General features: G+C 69.5%; 16 protein-coding genes. 5 read left to right on the forward strand and 11 right to left on the reverse strand.

The window, feature by feature from the left end:
- Window positions 1-188 precede the first annotated feature (188 nt).
- From VGB24_RS03300 to trxA, 6 genes are all read right to left on the reverse strand, one after another.
- On the reverse strand, window positions 189-2,732 hold the full coding sequence (locus VGB24_RS03300; protein WP_331071533.1) for a helicase C-terminal domain-containing protein: 2,544 nt from the start codon (window positions 2,730-2,732) through the stop codon (window positions 189-191).
- Between the two features lie 62 nt (window positions 2,733-2,794).
- A complete protein-coding gene (locus VGB24_RS03305) occupies window positions 2,795-3,034 on the reverse strand; it encodes a hypothetical protein (RefSeq protein WP_331071534.1) in 240 nt (79 codons plus the stop codon).
- A gap of 120 nt (window positions 3,035-3,154) precedes the next feature.
- Window positions 3,155-4,975, reverse strand: a complete 1,821-nt coding sequence (locus VGB24_RS03310) for a diguanylate cyclase (RefSeq protein WP_331071535.1) — start codon at window positions 4,973-4,975, stop codon at window positions 3,155-3,157.
- 28 nt (window positions 4,976-5,003) lie between these two features.
- Window positions 5,004-5,846: a 16S rRNA (cytidine(1402)-2'-O)-methyltransferase gene (gene rsmI, locus VGB24_RS03315; protein WP_331071536.1), complete on the reverse strand. Its 843-nt coding sequence runs from the start codon at window positions 5,844-5,846 to the stop codon at window positions 5,004-5,006.
- A gap of 2 nt (window positions 5,847-5,848) precedes the next feature.
- On the reverse strand, window positions 5,849-6,826 hold the full coding sequence (locus VGB24_RS03320; protein ID WP_331071537.1) for a hypothetical protein: 978 nt from the start codon (window positions 6,824-6,826) through the stop codon (window positions 5,849-5,851).
- A 192-nt stretch (window positions 6,827-7,018) separates the two neighbouring features.
- Window positions 7,019-7,357: a thioredoxin gene (gene trxA, locus VGB24_RS03325; protein WP_331071538.1), complete on the reverse strand. Its 339-nt coding sequence runs from the start codon at window positions 7,355-7,357 to the stop codon at window positions 7,019-7,021.
- A gap of 117 nt (window positions 7,358-7,474) precedes the next feature.
- Between trxA and mce the strand changes: the two genes are divergently transcribed.
- Window positions 7,475-7,885, forward strand: a complete 411-nt coding sequence (gene mce, locus VGB24_RS03330) for a methylmalonyl-CoA epimerase (protein ID WP_331071539.1) — start codon at window positions 7,475-7,477, stop codon at window positions 7,883-7,885.
- Window positions 7,886-7,958: 73 nt separating this feature from the next.
- On the opposite strand, the gene VGB24_RS03335 is transcribed toward mce, so the two are convergent.
- A complete protein-coding gene (locus VGB24_RS03335; protein WP_331071540.1) occupies window positions 7,959-8,426 on the reverse strand; it encodes a hypothetical protein in 468 nt (155 codons plus the stop codon).
- A gap of 430 nt (window positions 8,427-8,856) precedes the next feature.
- Between VGB24_RS03335 and VGB24_RS03340 the strand changes: the two genes are divergently transcribed.
- Window positions 8,857-11,145 carry a hypothetical protein gene (locus tag VGB24_RS03340; RefSeq protein WP_331071541.1) on the forward strand — a complete coding sequence of 763 codons (2,289 nt, stop codon included), beginning with the start codon at window positions 8,857-8,859 and terminating at the stop codon, window positions 11,143-11,145.
- 116 nt (window positions 11,146-11,261) lie between these two features.
- Here the strand turns inward: VGB24_RS03340 and clpB are convergent, their stop codons facing one another.
- The 4 genes from clpB to VGB24_RS03360 all read right to left on the reverse strand — a co-directional run bounded on the left by clpB (window position 11,262) and on the right by VGB24_RS03360 (window position 17,836).
- Window positions 11,262-13,886 (reverse strand): ATP-dependent chaperone ClpB, encoded by a 2,625-nt coding sequence (gene clpB / locus VGB24_RS03345; RefSeq protein WP_349263887.1) that lies wholly within the window; start codon window positions 13,884-13,886, stop codon window positions 11,262-11,264.
- 201 nt (window positions 13,887-14,087) lie between these two features.
- The gene (locus VGB24_RS03350; protein WP_331071543.1) at window positions 14,088-14,498 is read right to left on the reverse strand and encodes a hypothetical protein; all 411 of its coding nucleotides are present in this window, start codon (window positions 14,496-14,498) and stop codon (window positions 14,088-14,090) included.
- A complete protein-coding gene (locus VGB24_RS03355) occupies window positions 14,495-15,061 on the reverse strand; it encodes a hypothetical protein (protein WP_331071544.1) in 567 nt (188 codons plus the stop codon). Before VGB24_RS03355 ends, VGB24_RS03350 begins: the two co-directional genes overlap by 4 nt.
- Before the next feature lie 246 nt (window positions 15,062-15,307).
- Window positions 15,308-17,836 (reverse strand): M14 metallopeptidase family protein, encoded by a 2,529-nt coding sequence (locus VGB24_RS03360; protein ID WP_331071545.1) that lies wholly within the window; start codon window positions 17,834-17,836, stop codon window positions 15,308-15,310.
- A gap of 205 nt (window positions 17,837-18,041) precedes the next feature.
- Here VGB24_RS03360 and VGB24_RS03365 point away from each other — a divergent pair, with 205 nt between their 5' ends.
- The 3 genes from VGB24_RS03365 to VGB24_RS03375 are packed head-to-tail and all read left to right on the forward strand — an operon-like array spanning window position 18,042 to window position 19,437.
- Window positions 18,042-18,644: a hypothetical protein gene (locus VGB24_RS03365; RefSeq protein WP_331071546.1), complete on the forward strand. Its 603-nt coding sequence runs from the start codon at window positions 18,042-18,044 to the stop codon at window positions 18,642-18,644.
- Window positions 18,641-18,865, forward strand: a complete 225-nt coding sequence (locus VGB24_RS03370) for a hypothetical protein (RefSeq protein ID WP_331071547.1) — start codon at window positions 18,641-18,643, stop codon at window positions 18,863-18,865. Before VGB24_RS03365 ends, VGB24_RS03370 begins: the two co-directional genes overlap by 4 nt.
- A complete protein-coding gene (locus tag VGB24_RS03375) occupies window positions 18,862-19,437 on the forward strand; it encodes a hypothetical protein (protein WP_331071548.1) in 576 nt (191 codons plus the stop codon). Before VGB24_RS03370 ends, VGB24_RS03375 begins: the two co-directional genes overlap by 4 nt.
- The last annotated feature ends 262 nt before the right edge of the window (window positions 19,438-19,699 follow it).

Here is a 19,699-nt window from a genome sequence, read left to right on the forward strand (position 1 = left end):
GAGCGGGCGCAGCAGCTCCCACTGCGAATCGGTCAAGTCTGTCGGATATCTACGGCTCGTCATGCCAGCCGCATACACCGTCTACTTGTGCATGTTCGTACTTTGTTCGGTTATCTCAACACCCTCTCAGGATGACAGGCCTCGATCCGCCCTGCCGTATCGTGCGGGGATCGACCGGGGTGGTCGCCCTACCCCGCCCGCCGCACCGCCGTCCGCTCCCCGTAGAACCGCAGCATCTCTTCCTTCACCCGCTGCCACGGCGCCTTCACCACCGGCGCGGGCGGCAGCGAATCCAGGAAATATCGCCCGTAGCTCTTTTTCGCGATCCGCCCGTCCAGGATCATCACCACGCCCATGTCGTCGCGCGACCTCACCAGCCGCCCGAAGCCCTGCTTCATGCGGATGGCCGCATGCGGAAGCATGTACTGCACGAACGAGTTTCCGCCCGCGGCCTCGATGGCCTCGATGCGCGCCGCCGTCACCGGCTCGCTGGGCACCTTGAACGGCAGCTTGGGGATGATCAGCCCGCGCAGCGGCCGCCCGGGCACGTCAACGCCCTCCCAGAACGACGTGGTCCCCAGCAGGATCCCCCGCCCCGACGCCGCGAACCGCTCCACCAGCTGCGCGCGCGGCGCCTCGCCGTGCACGAAGAGCGGCCACTGCAGGTCTGCCCGCCGCGCCCGCAGTTCCTGCGCGACGTGCCGCAGCGCCCGGTAGCTGGTGAAAAGCACGAACAGGCCGCCGTCCGAGATCTTCGCATGCTCCAGTGTGGCGCGAACCGTGGCCTCGTCGTGGCGAGGGTCGTGTTCGCCGGAGGGGATCGGCAGGTCGGTAGGCACCACGACCAGCGTCTGCTCGTCGTAGTCGAAGGGCGAGGGGAAAACCGCCTCGTCCACGTGGTAATCGGCGGCGAACTGGGTGCCGATCCCCAGCCGCTGGCGCATGAAGCTGAAGTTGCCCTGCGTCGCCAGCGTCGCCGACGTCAGGACGACGGTGGGGATCTTCTCGAAGAGCGCGTCGCGAAGCACCCACGCCAGGTCCAGCGGCGCGGCGTTGATGGTCAGGTTGGCCTCGCGCCCGTCCCGTGGCGGCTGGCGCTCCATCCACCGCACCATCTTCATCTTGCTCTCGCCCGGGCGCAGGCCGGAGCGCAGGGCGTCCATGGCCGCCTCGATGCGCCCCGCCGCCCCACGCAGCTCCACCAGCTGCGGCTCCACCCCCTGCTTCAGCTGCTCGTCGGCGGCAATGCGCTCGCGCAGCTGCTCCATCCCGCCCAGCAGGTCCTTCAGGTTGTCCAGCAGCCCCGTCAGCGCCTCGTCCAGCCCCAGCGCCCAGATGGGGTGCGCGTCGAAGTTGTCTTCCAGGCGGATCAGCGGGTCGCCGCCCAGGAACACGTCGCCCAGGAACGAGAAGACGGTCGCGCCCCGGTCGCGCGCGCCGTCCAGCGCGGGGGTTATGCGCTCGTCGATCAGGTCCAGCGCCGACTGGGCGATCAGGTCGTTCTTCACCGCGGCGATGGACACGCGGAACGCCGGCAGCAGCCCCTTGCCGCGCATCTCCAGCCGCCGGAGCGTGCGGAACAGGCCGCGCTTGCTGACGGTGGAGCCCAGGTGGCTGGTCGCCGCCTCTTCCAGGTTGTGCGCCTCGTCCAGGATCAGCCGCTTGTACTGGGGCAGCACGGCGGGCGCCGTGTAGTTGCCCTGCTGGCGGCGAACGGCCAGGTCGCTGAAGAGCAGGTGGTGGTTGACGACCACGATGTCGGCCGAGGCCGCCTCGCGGCGCGCGCGCTGGTAGAAGCAGTCCTCGTAGTGCGGGCACTTGGCGCGCAGGCACACGTCCGTTTCCGACTGTACCTCGTCCCACACCTCCGACGACGGGCGGAACGGCAGGTCGCTCAGGCTGCCGTCGTCGGTCTTGTTCATCCACTCCAGCAGCCCCTGCAGCTCCGCCTGCTTTTCGGGTTCGAAGAGCGTCGCGGCGCTTTCCTTGGCCAGCAGCGCGCGGCGGATGGAGACGTAGTTGCTGCGCCCCTTCACCAGCGTGAATCGGAAGGGCTGCCCCAGGGCGCGGCGCAGGAGCGGCAGGTCCTTCTCGACCAGCTGCTCCTGCAGGTTGATGGTGTTGGTGGATACGACCGTGCGCTCGCGGTTCTGGATGGCCCAGCGGATGGCGGGAAGCAGGTACGCCACCGACTTGCCCGTTCCGGTTCCCGCCTCGGCCACGCCCACGCCGCCGTCGTTGTACAATTGGCCGATCATCCGCGAGAGCGCGCGCTGCTGCGGGCGGTCTTCGTAGCGGGGATGGCGGCCGGCGAGCGGGCCGCCGGGGCCCAGGTCGGCGTCGATGGCGTCCAGGTCCAGCGGCTCGTGCTCGTCAGGGTCCGGCGGCTCGACGACGACGTACATCTCGCTCGCGTCGTTGTCGATGATGGCGAACCCCAGCCCCTGCTCCCACAGCCGCGCCGCCACCCCGAAGTCCGCTTCCGACGGCTCCAGGATGCCGGACGGATGGTTGTGGATCAGCAGCCCGCCGGCCTCGGGATTCTTCACCAGCGCCAGCACCGCGGAGGCGTGGCCCCGGGCGACCACCTTCGGCTCCACCACCTCGCCCCCCTCGGCGACGCGCGCGACGAAGCACACCTCATTGCCGCGCGCGCGAGCGATCTCGCGCCTCAGCAGCTCGGCGGCCACGGGGCTCAGGAAGAGGTCGACGGCGGATCGCCGGGTTTCCACTACTGGGTTGGTCCTTCAGGGTTGATGGCGGGCTCTCGATCGTTCAGCCCGCTCGAACGGCCTCAGCCGATGGCTTCGGCGGGGTCGCTCTCGGCGAGCGCGTCGCGAAGCATCTCCTCGTCGCCGCTCTCCACGGCGTCGATCTGCAGGAAGCCCACGCGCACGGGCTCGGCGGGGTCTTCGGGGCACTGGAAGCGCGCCGCGTAGATGCCCAGCTCCGTCGGCGAGGGGTGGCCGTACTGGATTTCCACCAGCCAGCCCCGTCCCTGCTCATCCTGGAAGATCACCCTGTCCTTCGGCATGCGTTCGGTACAATGATAACGGTGAGCACGTTCCCGCGGGAGTGGACGCCGTCAACGGCACGCGCCCGGCGAGGAAGCTAACACCTCCCCGCCGAGCGCGGTATCGACGGGAGGACGAGCTCAGGAAGCGCAGACGCGGTTGCGGCCGGCGTGCTTGGCGGAGTAGAGGCGCGCGTCGGCGATGGCGAGCAGGGCCTCGGGAGCGTCGGCCTCCAGGTGGCCCGCGATGCCGATGCTGATTGTCACCGACAGTCCCGGGCGCATTTCCGACCAGGGATGAGCCTCCACCCCGGCGCGAAGACGCTCGCAGAGGCCGCGTGCGGCGGCGGGGTCGGTTTCCACCATCACCAGGCAAAACTCCTCGCCGCCGTAGCGTGCCACCACGTCCACGCCGCGCGTGTGCTCGCGAAGAATGCGGGCGACGGTCCGCAGCACCTGATCGCCCGCGGCGTGGCTGAACCGGTCGTTCACGCGCTTGAAGTGGTCCACGTCCACCATGGCCACCGACAGCGCGCGGCCGAAGCGCCGGGCTCGCTCCCACTCCGCGCCCAGGCGGTCGTCCAGGTCGCGGCGGTTGGAAAGCCCCGTCAGCGCGTCCTCGCGCGTCTGCCGCTCCAGCTCGGCGGCCTGCGCGCTCAGCTGGTCCAGCAGCCGCCCCTTCTCCTCGTCCCCCGCCCGCAGGCGGGCGTATGCGGCCGTGAGCTCGTCGTTCTTGGCGCGCAGGAGCTCGGCCTCGCGCTGCGCCTGCTGCACCTCGGCCCGCACCAGCACCGCCTTGACCCGCGCGTTGGTCCCGGCGTTGAACACCTCCGTCCACACGGCGTGGTACGCGCGGTGGTGATGTAGGGCGCCCGCCGCGTCGCCCTTCGCCTCAAGGACCCGGGCGGCGGCCTCGTGCGCCGTGTACACCAGTGGCTTGGCGTCGAGCGATTCGGCGATGGACAGCGCCTCGCGCACATCCGCCAGCCCTCCCGCGACGTCGCCCATGCGGGCGCGCAGCGCGCCGCGCGAGATCAGCGCTTCGGCCAGGTACGCGCGCGACCTCAGCGCGCGCGTGGTGTCGACGCTGGCCTCGTACGAATCCATCGCCGCGACAAGATCCCCCCGCCGCTCGTGCAGCGCGCCGATGTCGCGGACGCAGCTGGCCTCGCCGTCCCGGGCGCCGGTTTCGCGGAGTTGGACGGCTGCACGCCGCAGGTAGTGCAGGGCGCGGTCGTCGTCGCCCATGGCCGCGTACGCCATGCCCACGTTGACCATCGACACGCCCGCGAGCTGGCGGTCGCCGTCCTCGTTGGCCTTCAGGGCGCGAAGCATGTACTCCAGCGCGTGACGGGGCTCGCCCATCTGCCCGTGCACGATGCCGATGTTGTTGAGCGAGTAGCTGACGCCCACCGCATCGCCCACGGACTCGTGCACCTGCAGGCCGGCGTGGTAGTACTCCAGGGCCTGGCCGTAGTCGCCCAGCCGGTAGCTGACGTTGCCCAGGTGGTTGAGCGAGCTTCCCTCGCCCGCCCGGTCGCCCGACCGCCGCTGGATCTCCAGCGCGCGCAGGTGGTGGCGCATGGCCTCGGCATGCTCGCCCAGCCGCAGGTGAATGCACCCGATGCCGTTCATCGCGTCCGCGCGGCCCCGCTCCTCGCCCGCGGCCTCCAGCATCTCCAGCGCCCGCCGGCAGTCGGCCATCCCGCCGTCGTAGTCGGACCCCGTGTAGTAGCGGATCTGCCCCCGCGTCCGTAAGGCCAGGGCCGCGCCCGGCGCGTACGCCCCGTCCGCCGAGAGGCGCAGCGCCTCCGCCAGCAGGACCTGGGCACGCTCGGGCCGCACGTGCCGCAGCGCCCAGGCCTCGTCGTTCAGCCGGTCCACGCGCGCGCGAAGGTCCCCGTCCGGGGCGATGGCCACGGCGGGGACCCTTTCCGACGATGCGTCGGCGCGTGCTTCCATCGGCGACTCCTGGTGACGGCGCCCGCGGCTACCCGCCCGCGGCTTCCTGGGCGATGCGGTAGGCTTCGTTGCGGGAGATGCCCATCCGCCGGCGCAGCTCCTTCGCGATCGCGCTGGGCGACTGCCCCTTCGCCAGGAGCGCGTCGGCGACGGAGCGGGCGGCGAGCGCATCCACCTCGCCCTCCGCCGCGGCGTCCACGGAGCGGCCCGCAACCACGACGACGATCTCGCCCAGCACCTCGGCATCGGCGTAACGGGCGGCGACGTCGGCCAGGGTGCCGCGCACGAACTGCTCGTGCATCTTGGTCAGCTCGCGCGCCACGCACACCCGCCGCTCGCCCCCGGCCGCCTCCGCCAGGTCCGCGAGCAGCCTGCCGACGCGGTTGGGCGACTCGTACAGCACGGAGGCGCGCGGGGAGGCGGCGATCTCCTCCAGCAGCTCGGCGCGCTCGGGCCCCTTCCGCGGCGGAAAGCCGTGGAAGGTGAACGACTCCGCCTCGATCCCCGATGCCACCAGCGCGGAGAGCAGGGCGGAGGCGCCGGGGATGGGGACGACGTCGAAGCCCGCATCCACCACCTCGCGGACGATGCGGGCCCCGGGATCGGAAAGCAGCGGCGTTCCCGCGTCGGAGACGAGCGCCACGTTCTTGCCCTCGCGCAGCATGGTGACCACGAGCGACGCGCGCGAGGCCTCGTTGTGCTCGTGGGCCGACATCAGCCGCGTCTCGATGCCCAGGTGCTTCAGCAGGCCCCCGGTGCGCCGCGTGTCCTCGGCCAGCACCACGTCGGCCGCGGCCAGGGTTTCGGCCGCGCGCCGGGTGATGTCTCCCAGGTTGCCGATGGGCGTGCTGACGATGGAAAGCGCCGGCACGCTCAGAGCGCCACGGCCCAGGGCAGCCGGGCGAAGAAGCCCTGCTCCTGCAGCACGAACCGGCTGTCGCGCGCCACCCGCTCCACCAGCGCGGCGGGATCCACCCCGTGATGGTCCGACGCGGAGATGAGAACCTCGGTCAGCCAGGCGGCCACCCCGTCGGTCAGCGCCGTGGGCGAGGCAACGGGATCGCCCGCCACGCGCCCCTCGGGGGTGATGTCGAACGCGGCGACCACCGGGTGCTCCATGGCCGCCAGCCCCTGCCCGCGCTGCAGCATGGCCAGGGCAGACTCGCGCCCCGTGGCCAGCGCCACCTCGCGGAGGGTGCCGCCGATCATCCGCCGGTACAGGTCCACGAACCCCGGTCCGGCCAGCACGGGCAGCTCGGCGAGGCGCGGGTACAGCGTGGCCTTCAGCCCGGCGCCGACGTCGAAGACGGTGCGCAGGAAGTCGGGGATGGGCACCCTGGCGTCGCGCTCACTGAACCAGCCGGTGCGGAACGCGCCGTCGTCGAACGACAGGTAGTGGTGGCGCCCGTCATCCGTCAGCTCCAGCACGCCGGAAAAGGAACGCTCGCGCAGCAGCGGAAACAGCCGCTCCGGGCGGGCGGCGTCCAGCGGCTCGGCCCAGGGAAGCGGCTCGGTGGAAAGGGTGGATGCCATCGCCCGCAGCTGGTCTTCGGACGCGCCGTAGTACCCGATCTGCCCGCCCTCGCCGCGCTCGCTTTCCGTGGCGCACAGGCGCAGCACCTCGGAAAGCGCCGCCGGCCCGCGCCCGCCCGGATGGATGCGGGCCGCGAAGAACGGCTCGCCCCCGCGCAGGAACACGAGGAAGCAGCGTTCCCCCAGCTGCACGGCCACGTAGCCGGGCACGCGCGCGGAGCGATCGCGCTTCCCGTCGCTCAGGATGCCGGGAAGGTTCACGTAGGAGAGCTTCGTCCGCGGCAGGTACGCGGAATCCGCGGGAAAGCGGTAGATCATGGGCGCTCAGCCGGCCGATGGAGAGGGATCGGACTGGAGAAGCGGGTCACGTTCCGTGCCCGGGCGCAAGTCGTTGCGGCGCAATCGGGTGCGGCCGGACGGGAGTTTTCGGGGGATGGCAATCCGCAATCCGCGGGGCGGAATGCGAGAAAGGGCCGGGGCGCGCGGCCCCGGCCCTGATCAATCCAGCGTTCAGACGCCCAGGTGCTCCTGGAGCTTGCGCTCCAGCATCTGCTTGGGCTGCGCGCCGACGATGGTGTCCACCACCTGGCCGTCCTTGAAGAACAGGATCGTGGGGATGGAGCGCACGTTGAACTGCGCGGCGGTGCGCTGGTTGTTGTCCACGTCCAGCTTGCCCACCTTCACCTGGCCGGCGTACTGGTCCGCCAGCTGGGCCACGGACGGGCCGATCAGGCGGCAGGGGGCGCACCACTCCGCCCAGAAGTCGACCATCGCGAGCCCTTGGGCGCCGGCGATTTCCGACTGGAAGTTGCCGTCGGTGATCTCCATGAGGTTTTCGCTATCAGCCATTTGAATATTCCTTCCGCGTTCATGGGCCTCGCGGGCCCGGTGCCGCAGCCGCTATCCTGTAGCGGCTGGCCTGTCATCACGAATTTCGTATACCCTGAACCGACATCGGAGGTCTCCTTGACCGAGCGGGCGCTGGACCACGTGGGAATCGCGGTGCACTCGCTGGACGAATCGCTCCCCGTCTTCGAATCTATCACCGGCCACAAGGGGCACGGCCGCGAGCGGGTGGAATCCCAGGGGGTGGAGGTCGTCTTCCTGGGCACCGGCGAGGGTCGCCTGGAGCTGCTGGCCCCCACCCGCGACGATTCGGCCGTCGCCAAATTCCTGGCGAAGCGCGGCCCGGGCATGCACCATCTGTGCTACCGCGTCCCCGACCTGGCCGCCGAGCTGGACCGCTACCGCGCCGAGGGGCGGCAGCTGATCGACGAGTCGCCCCGCCCCGGCGCCGCGGGGCACCTGGTGGCGTTCATCCACCCGAAGTCCACCGGCGGCGTGCTCACCGAGCTGCTGCAGGCCGGCGGGCACTGACCGCGGAAAGAAACGAACGGCGGCACGAGAGCGCATCGCCCTCGTGCCGCCGTTTGCTACCCGTCCGCGCCGGTCAGCTGCGGCGGGTCTGCTCGCGCGAGATGGCTTCCAGGTCCACCTGCTCCACCAGCCACGAGCCGCCCGGTCCCTGCACGACGACGAAGGGCACCTGCACGGTGCGGCGGCCCTGGCGCATCTCGACCATGATGGTGCGCGCGTTGGGGCGGCCCGGCGTGGGCACCATGCCGCTGAGCGAGAACGAGTCGTGGCGGATGACCCGCGCGATGGCCTGCATGCGCCGGGCGACCCGCTGCGGGGCCTGCGACTCTGCCAGGGGGCCGCGGGTGGATCCGAACAGGTAGCCCATCTCGGTGAAGCGCTCCTGCTTGGCGAAGCCCATGAACTGCTCGACGGCCGACGCGGGCGCCGCGGCCTGCACGCCGGCCGGGGCGGGCCCGCCGCCCACACCCGCGCCGCCGCCTCCGCACGCGCCCAGTGGAAGCGCGACCAGCACCAGAGCAACCAGTTTCCAGGAACGCACGGGACCTCGAGGGGAGGGGACGGGGCGAGACCGGACGCACGGCACGCGTTCGGCCATCCCGACAGTGTACACGAAAGCGCGAAAACGCGAAAGTGTGATGACGCAAACGTGGGAGGCACAAAGGAGCGCCCGCGACGTGCGCGGAGCCAAACCCGACAACAAAAGTCTTGCAGACCGGGGCGTGCGCCGACTACAGTTCCTGCATCCCACACCGGCGGAACGGCCGGCCGTTCCCACACCGCGCGATCATCCCTCCGGATCCCTCCGTTTACCTCCAGAGTGCACACAACCAGCCGCTTCTTGCCGGCGTCCCGTCCGCCGAACTCCTTCCCACCGCCGAGCAACCATCATGAGCACACTCACAGCACCTGCCGTCTCGCCGGACCTTGCCGTGTCGAGCACGAACCCCGCCTTTCCTTCCTGGACGTTCGTGATTCCCGTCGACGTCGCCAACCGGGGATTCCTGATCGCCATCTATGGACAGGATCCCGCAACCCAGACGTGGATGTACTGGAATCAATCCGCGTCCGGCTACACCCCTTTCGGCTCCACCAGCGGGCAGGACACGACGCCCCTCAACGACCTGACCCCCGACAAGGGGAGCTATACCGGGGAGGTATGGTCCACCGTAAGCCTCTCCGCCACGCAATACCTGCAATCGGGCGTGGTCGCAATGTTCATCGGGGGCTCCTCGGGCATCCCCGTCAGCCCCACCGGCCCTGCTTCTCCGACGACGTCCACCAATCCGAACGATCTCTACAGCCTCTTCGAGTTCACGTACACCACCGCCGGGTCGCTGGACATCGACATCTCCAACGTGGACCAGGTGGGCTTCACCTACGCCGTGGACAGCAGCAGCGCTCCTTTCCCGTTGGCCCTGGTCGGCAGCACGGTTCCGCAGGCCACGGTCTTCAGCCGGTTCGCCGCCACGTTTCCAGCCGGGACTCCGTTCCATGAATGCCTCGTCTACGGCCGGCAGACCATCGCCGGGAGCGTGCAGCAGCTCCGCCTGCTGGCGCCGCAAGACGTCCTGCAGGGCATCGTACCGCCGAACGCTCCGAGCTATGTGTCGCCGGCGGGGGCACCGGCCACCTCCGAGCCCTTCGCCACGAACAACACGTACTTCTACCTGGCTTCGGAAACCTCGCCCAGCGGGGAGACAGCCCCCACCTCCCAGGGCGTGTTCGGCGGATTCCTGCTGAACGCTTCGGGGAAGCCACAGGCGAAGCAAATCAACATCGGCTGGCAGAGCAATGGCAGTCCGGCTGCGTATACGCCGGCGAATCCGGGCGCCACCGGAATCAACCTGTACCGTGCTTCCCAGCCGCCCGCGAATGCCGGGACCACCCCTCCGGCCGCTCCGCCAGCAGCGAACTACGGGCTCCTGACCCAACAGAGCATCGCCGAGTGGAACGCGCAGCAGGGATACGTCTATGTCGACACCAGCACCAGCGTGGGCTCGCAGGCGCCCAAGGCGTCCTCGTACGGATTCAGCGCCCTCTCCACGTGGTTCGACGGGCCGCTCCAGCAGTTCTTCGCGCACTTCGGCCCGAAGAACCCGTTCGCCCTCTTCCAGTCCAATCAGAACAACGGCCCAAACGGGACGCTGTGGACCGGAAACGTGGTCGACGTAATGCCCAGTCAGGGCACCGCGATCACCGCCCTCACCTACATCGACCAGACGGGCGCCAGCCAGCCCATCAGCGCCACGTGGACATGGGGCGACGGAACGCAGACCTACAAGGTTCTTCAACTGGTGGGGAACGCCTATGACGCGACGAACGAGTCCAACACGAACCTCGCCGGCGCGAGCAGCCTGACGAAGGGCGAATACCAGGGCGCGGTGGTGAACCTCTACTTCCCGTACTTCACGGGGAACACCGGCCTTTCCTCCATCCCGTTCGCCAGCGGCAGCTACACGCTGCCCCCCGCCCCGTCCTGGCTGAGCAACGCGAGCTACAGTCCCAGCCAGATGGTCTTTGCTTGCGCCGGCACCTTCGCCACCCCGCAAGATCCCGATGCGCTGGCTCAGCAGGGTTCCTATTCCGTGCTTGCCGCGAACGCGCTGACCAACCTCCAGAACGTGATCGTGTCGGCGTTGAACCGGGGCGTCGCCACCGGCTACGCGTTCGCCGTCGCGCCACAGGGGTACACCTGCCTGTACGGCTTTTCGCAGGCGCCCCAGAGCACACCCGGCGGCACTCTGGCGGCGGGCACCTACACGTACTACCTGTCGGGCACCCTGAACGACGGGAGCGAGTCTGCCCTCTCCTGGCCGCAGACGATCACGCTCGCCGAAACGGGAGCCGTGGCACTCGCCTGGTACCCCCAGCCCGCCGCCCTGTACAAGCAGGCGAACGTCTATCGCCAGATGGGCACCGGACCCATCGAACTCGTCCAGGCCCTCGCGAACACCACGAGTCCCCCGGTGACCGGGTTCACCGACACGAACGCGCCGCTTCCAACGCAGCCGGTGAACGGCGCGCCGTTTCTCCTGTATCCGTCGTGGAACGACGCATCGGCTGCCGGGTTCGTCAACTCCAACCTCTTCTCGGCGTTCCTGCATCAGAACCTGAGTGCCGACCCAACCAACGGCATCAGCATCAACGGCCTGGTCTACGGGTATCCGTTCGACGACCAGGGGAATTTCTCCACGAACATCAACTACGGCACCGCGCTCCCGCAGAGCATCACGTTCGCGATCACGGGATTGAGCTGAAATAGGGATTCAGCCTCACGCGGAGGACGCGGGAAGCGAGGAAAGGACGCGGGGACCGCACAGGGCCCTCCGCGTCCTTTCCGTGTTCCCGCGCCTTCCGCGGTGACGAAGTCCGGTTACGCGGCCCGGGCCTCCGCCGGCTCCTCGCCGCCGCGGCGGAAGGCGATCCGCCCCGCCTCGGCGTCCACCTCCACCGTGTCGCCCTCCTCGAACTCGCCCTCCAGCACGTGCAGCGCCAGCGGGTTCTGCACCAGCCGCTGGATGGCGCGCTTCAGCGGACGGGCACCGTAGGCTGGATCGTTGCCCTCCTCGGCGATCAGCTCGCGCGCCGCGTCCGTCACCCGCAGCGCCAGCTTGCGGTCCGCCAGCAGCCCCTCCAGCCGCTTCAACTGCAGGTCGACGATGGTCTTCAGCTCCGGACGGCCCAGCGGGCGGAAGACGATGGTCTCGTCCACGCGGTTCAGGAACTCCGGGCGGAAGTGGCGCCGCAGCTCGGCCATCACCGCGTTCTCCACCCCCACGGCCGTGGTCCGGTCCGCCAGCTCCGCCGCGCGCTCCAGGATCAGCGGGCTGCCGAGGTTGCTGGTCATGATGATGACCGCGTTGCGGAAGTTCACCATCCGCCCCTGGCTGTCCGTCACCCGGCCGTCGTCCAGGATCTGCAGCAGGATGTTGAACACGTCCGGGTGCGCCTTTTCGATCTCGTCGAACAGGACCACGGAGTATGGGCGCCGGCGCACGGCCTCGGTCAGCTGGCCACCCTCCTCGTAGCCCACGTACCCCGGGGGCGCACCGACGAGGCGGCTGACGGCGTGCTTCTCCATGTACTCCGACATGTCGATGCGCACCATGGCCTCCTCGTCGTCGAAGAGGAACTCGGCCAGGGCGCGCGCCGTCTCCGTCTTCCCGACTCCCGTCGGCCCCAGGAAGATGAAGCTGCCGATGGGCCGGTTGGGGTCCTGCATTCCCGCGCGGCTGCGGCGCACGGCGTTGGCGACGGCCTCCGTGGCCTCCGGCTGGCCGATCACCCGCTTGTTCAGGTGCTGGTCCAGCTTCGCCAGCCGCTCGCGGTCGCTCTGCACCATGCGGCTGACCGGAATGCCCGTCCACCGCGCCACCACCTCGGCGATGTCGTCGCTGTCCACCTCTTCCTTCAGGAAGCGCGAGGTCTTCTGCAGCTCGTGAAGGCGCGCGTCGTCCTGCTCGATCTCCTTCTGCAGCGAGGGGATCTGCCCGTACTGGATCTCGGCCGCGCGGTTCAGGTCGCCCGTGCGGCTGGCTCGGTCCAGCTCCACCTTCAGCTCGTCCAGCTTCTCCTTCTTCTGGCGCATCAGCTGGATGGCCGCCTTCTCGGCCTGCCACTGCGCCTTCATCCCCGACGAGCGCTCGCGCAGCTCGGCCAGTTCCTGCTCCAGCCGCTGCAGCCGCTCGCGCGACTCGGCATCGCTCTCGCGCCCCAGCGCCTGCCGCTCGATCTCCAGCTGCATGATGCGGCGCTCCACCTCGTCGATCTCCTGGGGCAGCGAGTCGATCTCGATGCGCAGGCGGCTGGCGGCCTCGTCGATCAGGTCGATGGCCTTGTCGGGCAGGAAGCGGTCGCCGATGTAGCGGTTGGAAAGCGTCGCCGCCGCCACGATGGCCGGGTCGGTGATGCGCACGCCGTGGTGCACCTCGTAGCGCTCCTTGAGGCCCCGCAGGATGGCGATGGTGTCCTCGACCGACGGCTCGCCCACGAACACCGGCTGAAAGCGCCGCTCCAGCGCCGCGTCCTTTTCGATGTACTGGCGGTACTCGTCGAGGGTGGTCGCGCCCACCACGCGCAGCTCGCCGCGGGCCAGCGCCGGCTTCAGCATGTTGCCGGCGTCGGGCGAGCCCTCGGTCTTGCCCGCGCCCACGATGGTGTGGAGCTCGTCGATGAAAACGATGAACTTGCCCTGCGAGTCGCTCAATTCCTTGAGCACGGCCTTCAGGCGCTCCTCGAACTCGCCGCGGAACTTGGCGCCCGCCAGCATGGCGCTGATGTCGAGCGAGATCAGCGTCTTGTCGCGCAGCCCCTCGGGCACGTCGCCGTTGATGATGCGCTGCGCCAGCCCTTCGACGATGGCCGTCTTGCCCACGCCCGGCTCGCCGATGAGCACCGGGTTGTTCTTGGTGCGGCGGCTGAGCACCTGCACCACGCGGCGGATCTCCTCGTCCCGGCCGATCACCGGGTCCAGCTTGCCGCGGCGCGCGCGCTCGGTGAGGTCGGTGCTGAAGCGCTGCAGCGCCTGGTACTTGTCCTCCGGGCTCTGGTCCGTCACACGGTGCGAGCCGCGCACCTGCTCCAGCGCCTGCCGCAGGGCGTCGGCCCCGGCACCCTGCGCCTTGAGCAGGTCGCGCGTGCTGAAGCCCTTGTCGGCCAGCCCCAGCAGCAGGTGCTCGGTGCTCACGTACTCGTCGCCCAGCTTGCGGGCCTCGTCCTCGGCCCGGTCCAGCGCCTCGTTCAGCTCGCGCGAGATGGTGGGCTGCGAGCCGCCCGACTGCCTGGGCAGCCGCGCCGACGCGGCCTCCACCTCGGTGCGAAGGCGGGTGACGTTCACCCCCACCTTCTGCAGGATGGGCACGACGATCCCCTCCGCCTGCCCGATCAGCGCCGAAAGCAGGTGAAGGTCTTCAATGGACGGGTTGCCTGCCTTCCGCGCCTCGTTCGCGGCGGACTGAATGGCCTCTGTCGATTTGACAGTCAATCGATCGAAGTTGATCATAGGCTTCTAACTTCTCTGGTCATCGTGATTTATGAGTAGCCCAGCGGCACGCGAAGTTCGATACCGCCGCCGGGCCTTGCTGACGACGGGAAAGACAAGAAGCATGCCCTGTCCAGACTGCCATCCCGTCAGTCCACGGCAGGGTTTCTCGCATAAAGCAGCGGCCCCGCCGATCGCTCCTGATCGGCGGGGCCGCTGTTATCGCGCTCCGTACTGCGGCCGCGGCGGCGGCTCGTGCGGGAAATAGTGGAGGTACATCTCATCGTCTCTCGCGGCGTCCAGAAACGCATCCGCGATCTCGTGCAGATGGTCGGTGTGCCCGTGGGCGACGCCCTCGAGCCAGATCTCACGGCCCACCTCGATGTTGTCGGCGAGACGCTCGTACACCGGGGTTCCCCTCAGTGCCTCGAGGTGCTTCGCGGCATCCGCCCATTCCTGTTCAGGACCTTCGTAATAGAGCGGGCGCGGATAGTTCCAGCTGCAAAAGCCCACCATTGCTGACACGGAAGCTCGGGCCAACCGCCAGTGACCCGCGAGTTCACGGTTCTCCGGATCGGCGAGAAACGCCATCTCAGCCGGGGCAAGCCTGGAGTACTCCATCACTTTCATCGTGGGCACCTCTCTTCGAGCATGTTCAGCACCGAACTCGGCGGGGTCCGGCGAAGGCCAGACACCTCGTCCACGAACAGGAGCCGAAACAGCGCATCCACCCTGTTATCGGCAAACAGCAAGTCGAATTCCTGCTCAGTCAGGTCAGCGATCAGGACTTCGAGAGAGCCATCGAGCCCGGAGTTGGCGATTCGTCGCCGGTCCGGGTCGATCTGATCGACGTCTACACGGTACACTACCGGGAAGAACAGTTCAACGCTGACGTTCGCGCATACGGCCTTGAGCCGCTCTCCAGCGATCCGGTCGACGCGATGTGAATCGACCTTGGCGGCCACACCGTTCTCGAGAGCCTCCCGCCCACCACGTACGTAATGGTTGAACGGGTCGCGGTGGCGCCACGCGTCCATCAGCTCGCCGTAGATGTTGTGCGGGTTGGATGAGCGAGGATTGACGGGCGGCGGCAGAAAGCTCTCCGCCAGCCAGGCGTAGTGCACGCCGCCGTAGAAGTAGTGGTTCAGGATCCAGGCGAGCACCGGGATGGTGCCGTAGTAGTACGTGGGCATCTCTCAACGCGAGCAGCTACAAGTGAACGACGTAGACGGCGCCCAACGTGAACCAGCCCGCTCCCCACGACAAGGGGTGCGGGCCTCTGTGGATCATCTACGTACCACCTGTGTCGGCGGAGGTGTGTTCAGCGTGAGCTTTGGGCCATGATGCGGGAACCCGACAAGCTCGGCCGCATGGAAACAGAGCGGCGCCCCGAACCGTCCGAGGCGCCGCTCTTCATCACGCATGGATCGCCCGCAGCTTCACGGCCCCAGCAGGATGGCGTTCACGTACAGCGGGTTGGTGGAGCGCCAGAACAGGCGGAAGAGCGGGTCGTCGGCGAACAGCACCACGCTTCCCTGCCCCATGCGCCGCGTGACCACCCACGCGCCCTCCTCCAGGCGCCGCACGTTCTCGGGGCTGATGACGCCCGAGATGCGGTTCAGCCGGGCCGGGAAGTAGGCGACCGTCTCCACGTTCTCGGCCGGCTCGAAGACCAGCGTCCCCGCGTGCAGGGCGAAGGTTTCGCCCGGGCGCCCGTCCAGCCCCGCGCCGAAGGCCAGCGGGTGCGCGGGATCCAGCCGCACGGGGAGGATGGCCCCGGGCACCTCCTGCCGCCACTCGCGCCGCTGGCGCTCTTCGCGGCCCTCCAGGAAGCGCGACACGCCACCGCGCGCGCTGTCCGCCTGGCCGCGCTCGCGCACCTTGATGTCGGCCATGCCGGCGGCCACCTCGGCGCCGCCGGCGACGGCGACCAGGCGGCCGCCGTTCTGGATCCAGGTCTTCAGCGCCTCGTCGGCCCCGCGGAGGGCGCGCGGCGACGCGTCGGGGAGCACCAGGACGTCGTACTCCGACAGGTCCAGCGAAGCCAGCTCGCTGCCCAGCACGGCGTCGAACGGCATCCCCATCTCCTGCTCCAGAAAGAACCAGTGCGCCCCGAACGAGGTGGGCGCCACGCCCTCGCCGCCGATCACCGCCACGCGGGGCAGCCTGCGGCCGATCACGTTCTCGCTCCCCAGGTCGATGCCGCTCTCCGCCAGCCCCGACGCCACCGGCACGGCCATGCCGCCCAGCCCGGCCCGGGTGAGGCGCGCCTGCACCGAGTCGCCGCGCGCCGGGATGAACCACGTGCCCGCCGGCCAGCGCCGCCCCGCGTAGGTGGACGGCTTGGTGACCACGCTCGCGCGTCCGCCAGCCGCCAGGAAGCGCACCATCGGCCCCGCGGCTGCACCGCCGGGTGCGACCAGCCACCCGTAGCCGGCCGCGGGCACCTGCGCCGTCACGGCCTCGCCCGCGGGGGCGGGCACCGGGGCCCATCCGCCGCCCGCGCCGGCCGGGGCGCGGAAGGCCGCAACGCCGTACGCGTACGGCAGCGACCAGGCGCTCACGTCGTACGAGTACTCGGCGCGCAGCTCCGTCTCGGGCTGCAGCAGGGTGATGGCTAGGCGCCCCATCGGCTGGCGGGCGCGCACCCGGTACGTGCCCGTGGGGAACTGCGTGCGGTCGGTGAAGCCGGGGAAGGGGTCGGCGCCCGTGGAGAAGCCCGAGGTGGCACGCTCCACCTCGATCCCCTGGCGGCGCAGGTGGCTCACCATCGACTCCACCCGCGTGGGGTCGTCGCCCGGCACCAGCAGGAAGTCGCGCTCGCCGCGCCCGGCGCCGCGCTGGCCCTCGGCGTAGTCCAGCAGCAGCCTGCTCTTGCCCGTCGCCGCGGTGCGCAGGGTGGCCTGGCCGCTGGTGCGGTGGTGCTGGGCGCGGTCGTGAAGCGTCAGCGTGTCGCCGGACTCCTGCTGGATGGCCAGCCCCGCCGCGCCGTGCCCCGCCTGCTCGTACGTCATCCCCACGGCGCCGGTCAGGCTGGGCCACGAGTCGCCGTAGCCGGGGTAGAACAGGTCGAACGCCTCGCCGGTGTAGTAGGGCCACCCCTGCGCATCGAACGCCCGCGCGTTCCCCTGCCCGAAGCGCCGTCCCCACTCCAGGATGTGCTCCGGGTAGATGGGGTTGATGGGCGCCGCCGCGGGAAAGAAGAAGTACGACGAGTTGTAGTACATCTCGTGGAAGTCCACGTGCACCTGCGGGTTGTACTGGAACCAGGTGGCCAGCCGCGCCCTGGTCTCGGGCTGCGTGACCCACGACCAGTCGCGGTTCAGGTCGAACAGGTAGTGGTTGAAGCGCCCCCCAGGCCACGGCTCGCGGTGCTCTCGCGCCTGCGGGTTCACGTTGGGCCGCGCGCCCGAAACGGACTGGAACCACTGCACGTAGCGGTCGCGGCCGTCGGGATTGGCGACGGGGTCGATGATGACGACCACCGAATCCAGCACGCCGCGCACCTCGGGGGCGCCGCGGGCCAGGTCCCACGCCGTGTACAGGGCCGCCTCGCTCGACGAGGTCTCGTTGCCGTGCACGCCGTAGCTGAAGTACACCACGGCGGGATTGGTCGCGGCGATCTGGGCGGCGCGCGGGGCCGGCGTCTCGGGCCGGGTGAGCTCGGCGTTGGCGGCCAGGATGCCCGGCAGCGCCTGCAGGTTCTGCGGCGACGCGATCACCAGCTGGAACAGCTCGCGGCCTTCCGGTGTCCTGCCGTAGGGCCGGTAGTCCACCAGCTCCGAGGCCTGCGCCAGCGCCTGCGAGTAGCGCTGCACGCCGGCGTAGGGCGTGAACCGCTCGCCCAGCTGATGGCCCAGCACCTCGGCGGGCGACGGGGGCGCCTGCTGGGCGGCGAGCGCCTGCGCGGCCACCAGTGCCGCGAACACGGCGGGGAGCGCCCGCGTGCGTGTGGATGAACGTGCCATTCGTTCGCCTGGCATGTGGTTCCGGTTGAGATTACGTCGGTTCGGTCCGAAGCTAGGGGCCACGCAAGGGCCGCGCAACGCGCGCGGGTTGACACGCCCGTGCGGCGCCGGTAGCCTCAGCCAGCCGGTACCCGGCGAATCGGCTTCAACTGGAACCGCCACGAGGGGCGGCGTGCTGCCCGCACATTTCGCAGGAGGTTACAGGTTGATGGCGAAGGTGGATCGTCACGTCTGGACGCCCGTTTTCCTGGCCCTGTCGCTCGCCGCCTGCGGTGGCGACGAGAAGCGGTCGGACGTGATGGCGCGCGAGAAGTTCGTGGCGGCCAACGTGGCCGTGCGCACCCTTCCGGCGAACGCCACCGATGCCGACCGCGCCGCCGCGCTCAAGAAGCAGCGCGTGACTGAAAAGCAGATGAAGGCGTGGGTGAACGCCCACGCACGCGACGCGGAGACGCTGTCCATCACCTGGGAGGAGATCGCCAAGAAGGTGGACAGCTTGACGACGACGCCACCCGGTTCATTACCGGACTCCGCGGGCGCCCGGCCGCCGCCGTCCCTGGGCGGTGCTCCGACCATCCTGCCCGGGTCGGTTCCGCCCGAGGTTCGCCCGCGCAAGGACAGCCTGGCCAACATGGCCCCCGGCGAACGGCGTCCCGGGTTCCCCCGCCCCGGCGGCCCGCCCCCGCGCCGCCCGCCGAGCGAACAGGACCGGCGGACCCCGCCGCCCGCGAACTTTCCGCAGGACCCGAGGGTCGCGCCCGTGCAGGCCCCCGTCGCCCCCGCGCGCCCGGCGAAGCCGCCCCGATGAGCGACACCAGCCCGGAAGCCGCGGCCATCCAGGACGAGATCATCCGCCGGATGACGGGCGAGCAGCGGCTGCTGCTGGCGATCGAGATGAGCGAGTTCGCGCGCGAGCTCGCCGCATCCCGCCTGCGCCAGGAACACCCGGACTGGACCGACTGGGAGATCAAGCGCGAGCTGCTGCGCTACGCGTTCGAAGGCCTGCCGCTGCCGCCGATCCTCCGGTGACTACACGGGACCTGTTCAGCCGTGTTCTGGCGGCGCTGGACCAGGCTGGTATCCCGCGCATGCTCACCGGGTCTTTTGCGAGTTCCTTCCATGGCGCCCCCCGGGCCACGCAGGACATCGATCTCGTGATCTCCCCGACGCCCGACCAGGTACGCGCATTGGTCCTTCAGCTTCCCAGGACCGAGTACTACGTCGACGAAAACGCTGCGCTCGAGGCGGTCCGCAGCGAAGGGCAGTTCAACGTGATCGACCTGGCGACCGGCTGGAAAATCGACCTGATCGTTCGAAAGTCCCGGGCGTTCAGCCGCGAGGAATTCGAGCGCCGTGCGGCCGGTGAGATCGAAGGCGTTCGCATCGATATCACGAGCGTTGAAGACCTGATTGTCGCGAAGCTCGAGTGGGCCAAGGTGGGTGGGTCGGAACGGCAGGTTGAAGACGCGGCGATGTTGCTGCGCCGGCGCCGGTCGACGATAGATGTCGACTACATCGAACAATGGGTAGGTGTGCTCGGGGTTGACGAGCAGTGGGAGGCGGCTCGGAGAAGGGCCGGGTTGCCTAAGTATGATGGCTGAGGAAACGGTATGATCCTCAACCTGCCTTGCCCCCGATCCCCGACCGTTCACCCCGTACACTCCCATCCCTGGTTCGTGCGCCCAGCCGTTCCGTCGCCAACACCTTGGCCGCGACCAGAGCGGCCTAGGGGGACAGCAGCATCGCCACTCCAGACGAGGATCGCAACTCCGCCCAGTGTCTTACTGGCGTCACGGTGGCAGGAGCGAGCATTTTGGTTACAAAGGCATCGAGCAGCACGCGACAAGTCTTGCGCCCTTTTTC

Origin of the sequence: Longimicrobium sp., assembly GCF_036399935.1 — a bacterium.
Lineage (GTDB): Bacteria > Gemmatimonadota > Gemmatimonadetes > Longimicrobiales > Longimicrobiaceae > Longimicrobium.

Bases quoted from the DNA above. Each gene is read 5' to 3' on its own strand.
- VGB24_RS03305 (WP_331071534.1), bottom strand. From the start codon at position 3,034: ATGCCGAAGGACAGGGTGATCTTCCAGGATGAGCAGGGACGGGGCTGG.
- VGB24_RS03310 (WP_331071535.1), bottom strand. From the start codon at position 4,975: ATGGAAGCACGCGCCGACGCATCGTCGGAAAGGGTCCCCGCCGTGGCC.
- VGB24_RS03320 (WP_331071537.1), bottom strand. From the start codon at position 6,826: ATGATCTACCGCTTTCCCGCGGATTCCGCGTACCTGCCGCGGACGAAG.
- trxA (WP_331071538.1), bottom strand. From the start codon at position 7,357: ATGGCTGATAGCGAAAACCTCATGGAGATCACCGACGGCAACTTCCAG.
- VGB24_RS03350 (WP_331071543.1), bottom strand. From the start codon at position 14,498: ATGAAAGTGATGGAGTACTCCAGGCTTGCCCCGGCTGAGATGGCGTTT.
- VGB24_RS03355 (WP_331071544.1), bottom strand. From the start codon at position 15,061: ATGCCCACGTACTACTACGGCACCATCCCGGTGCTCGCCTGGATCCTG.
- VGB24_RS03360 (WP_331071545.1), bottom strand. From the start codon at position 17,836: ATGGCACGTTCATCCACACGCACGCGGGCGCTCCCCGCCGTGTTCGCG.
- VGB24_RS03370 (WP_331071547.1), top strand. From the start codon at position 18,641: ATGAGCGACACCAGCCCGGAAGCCGCGGCCATCCAGGACGAGATCATC.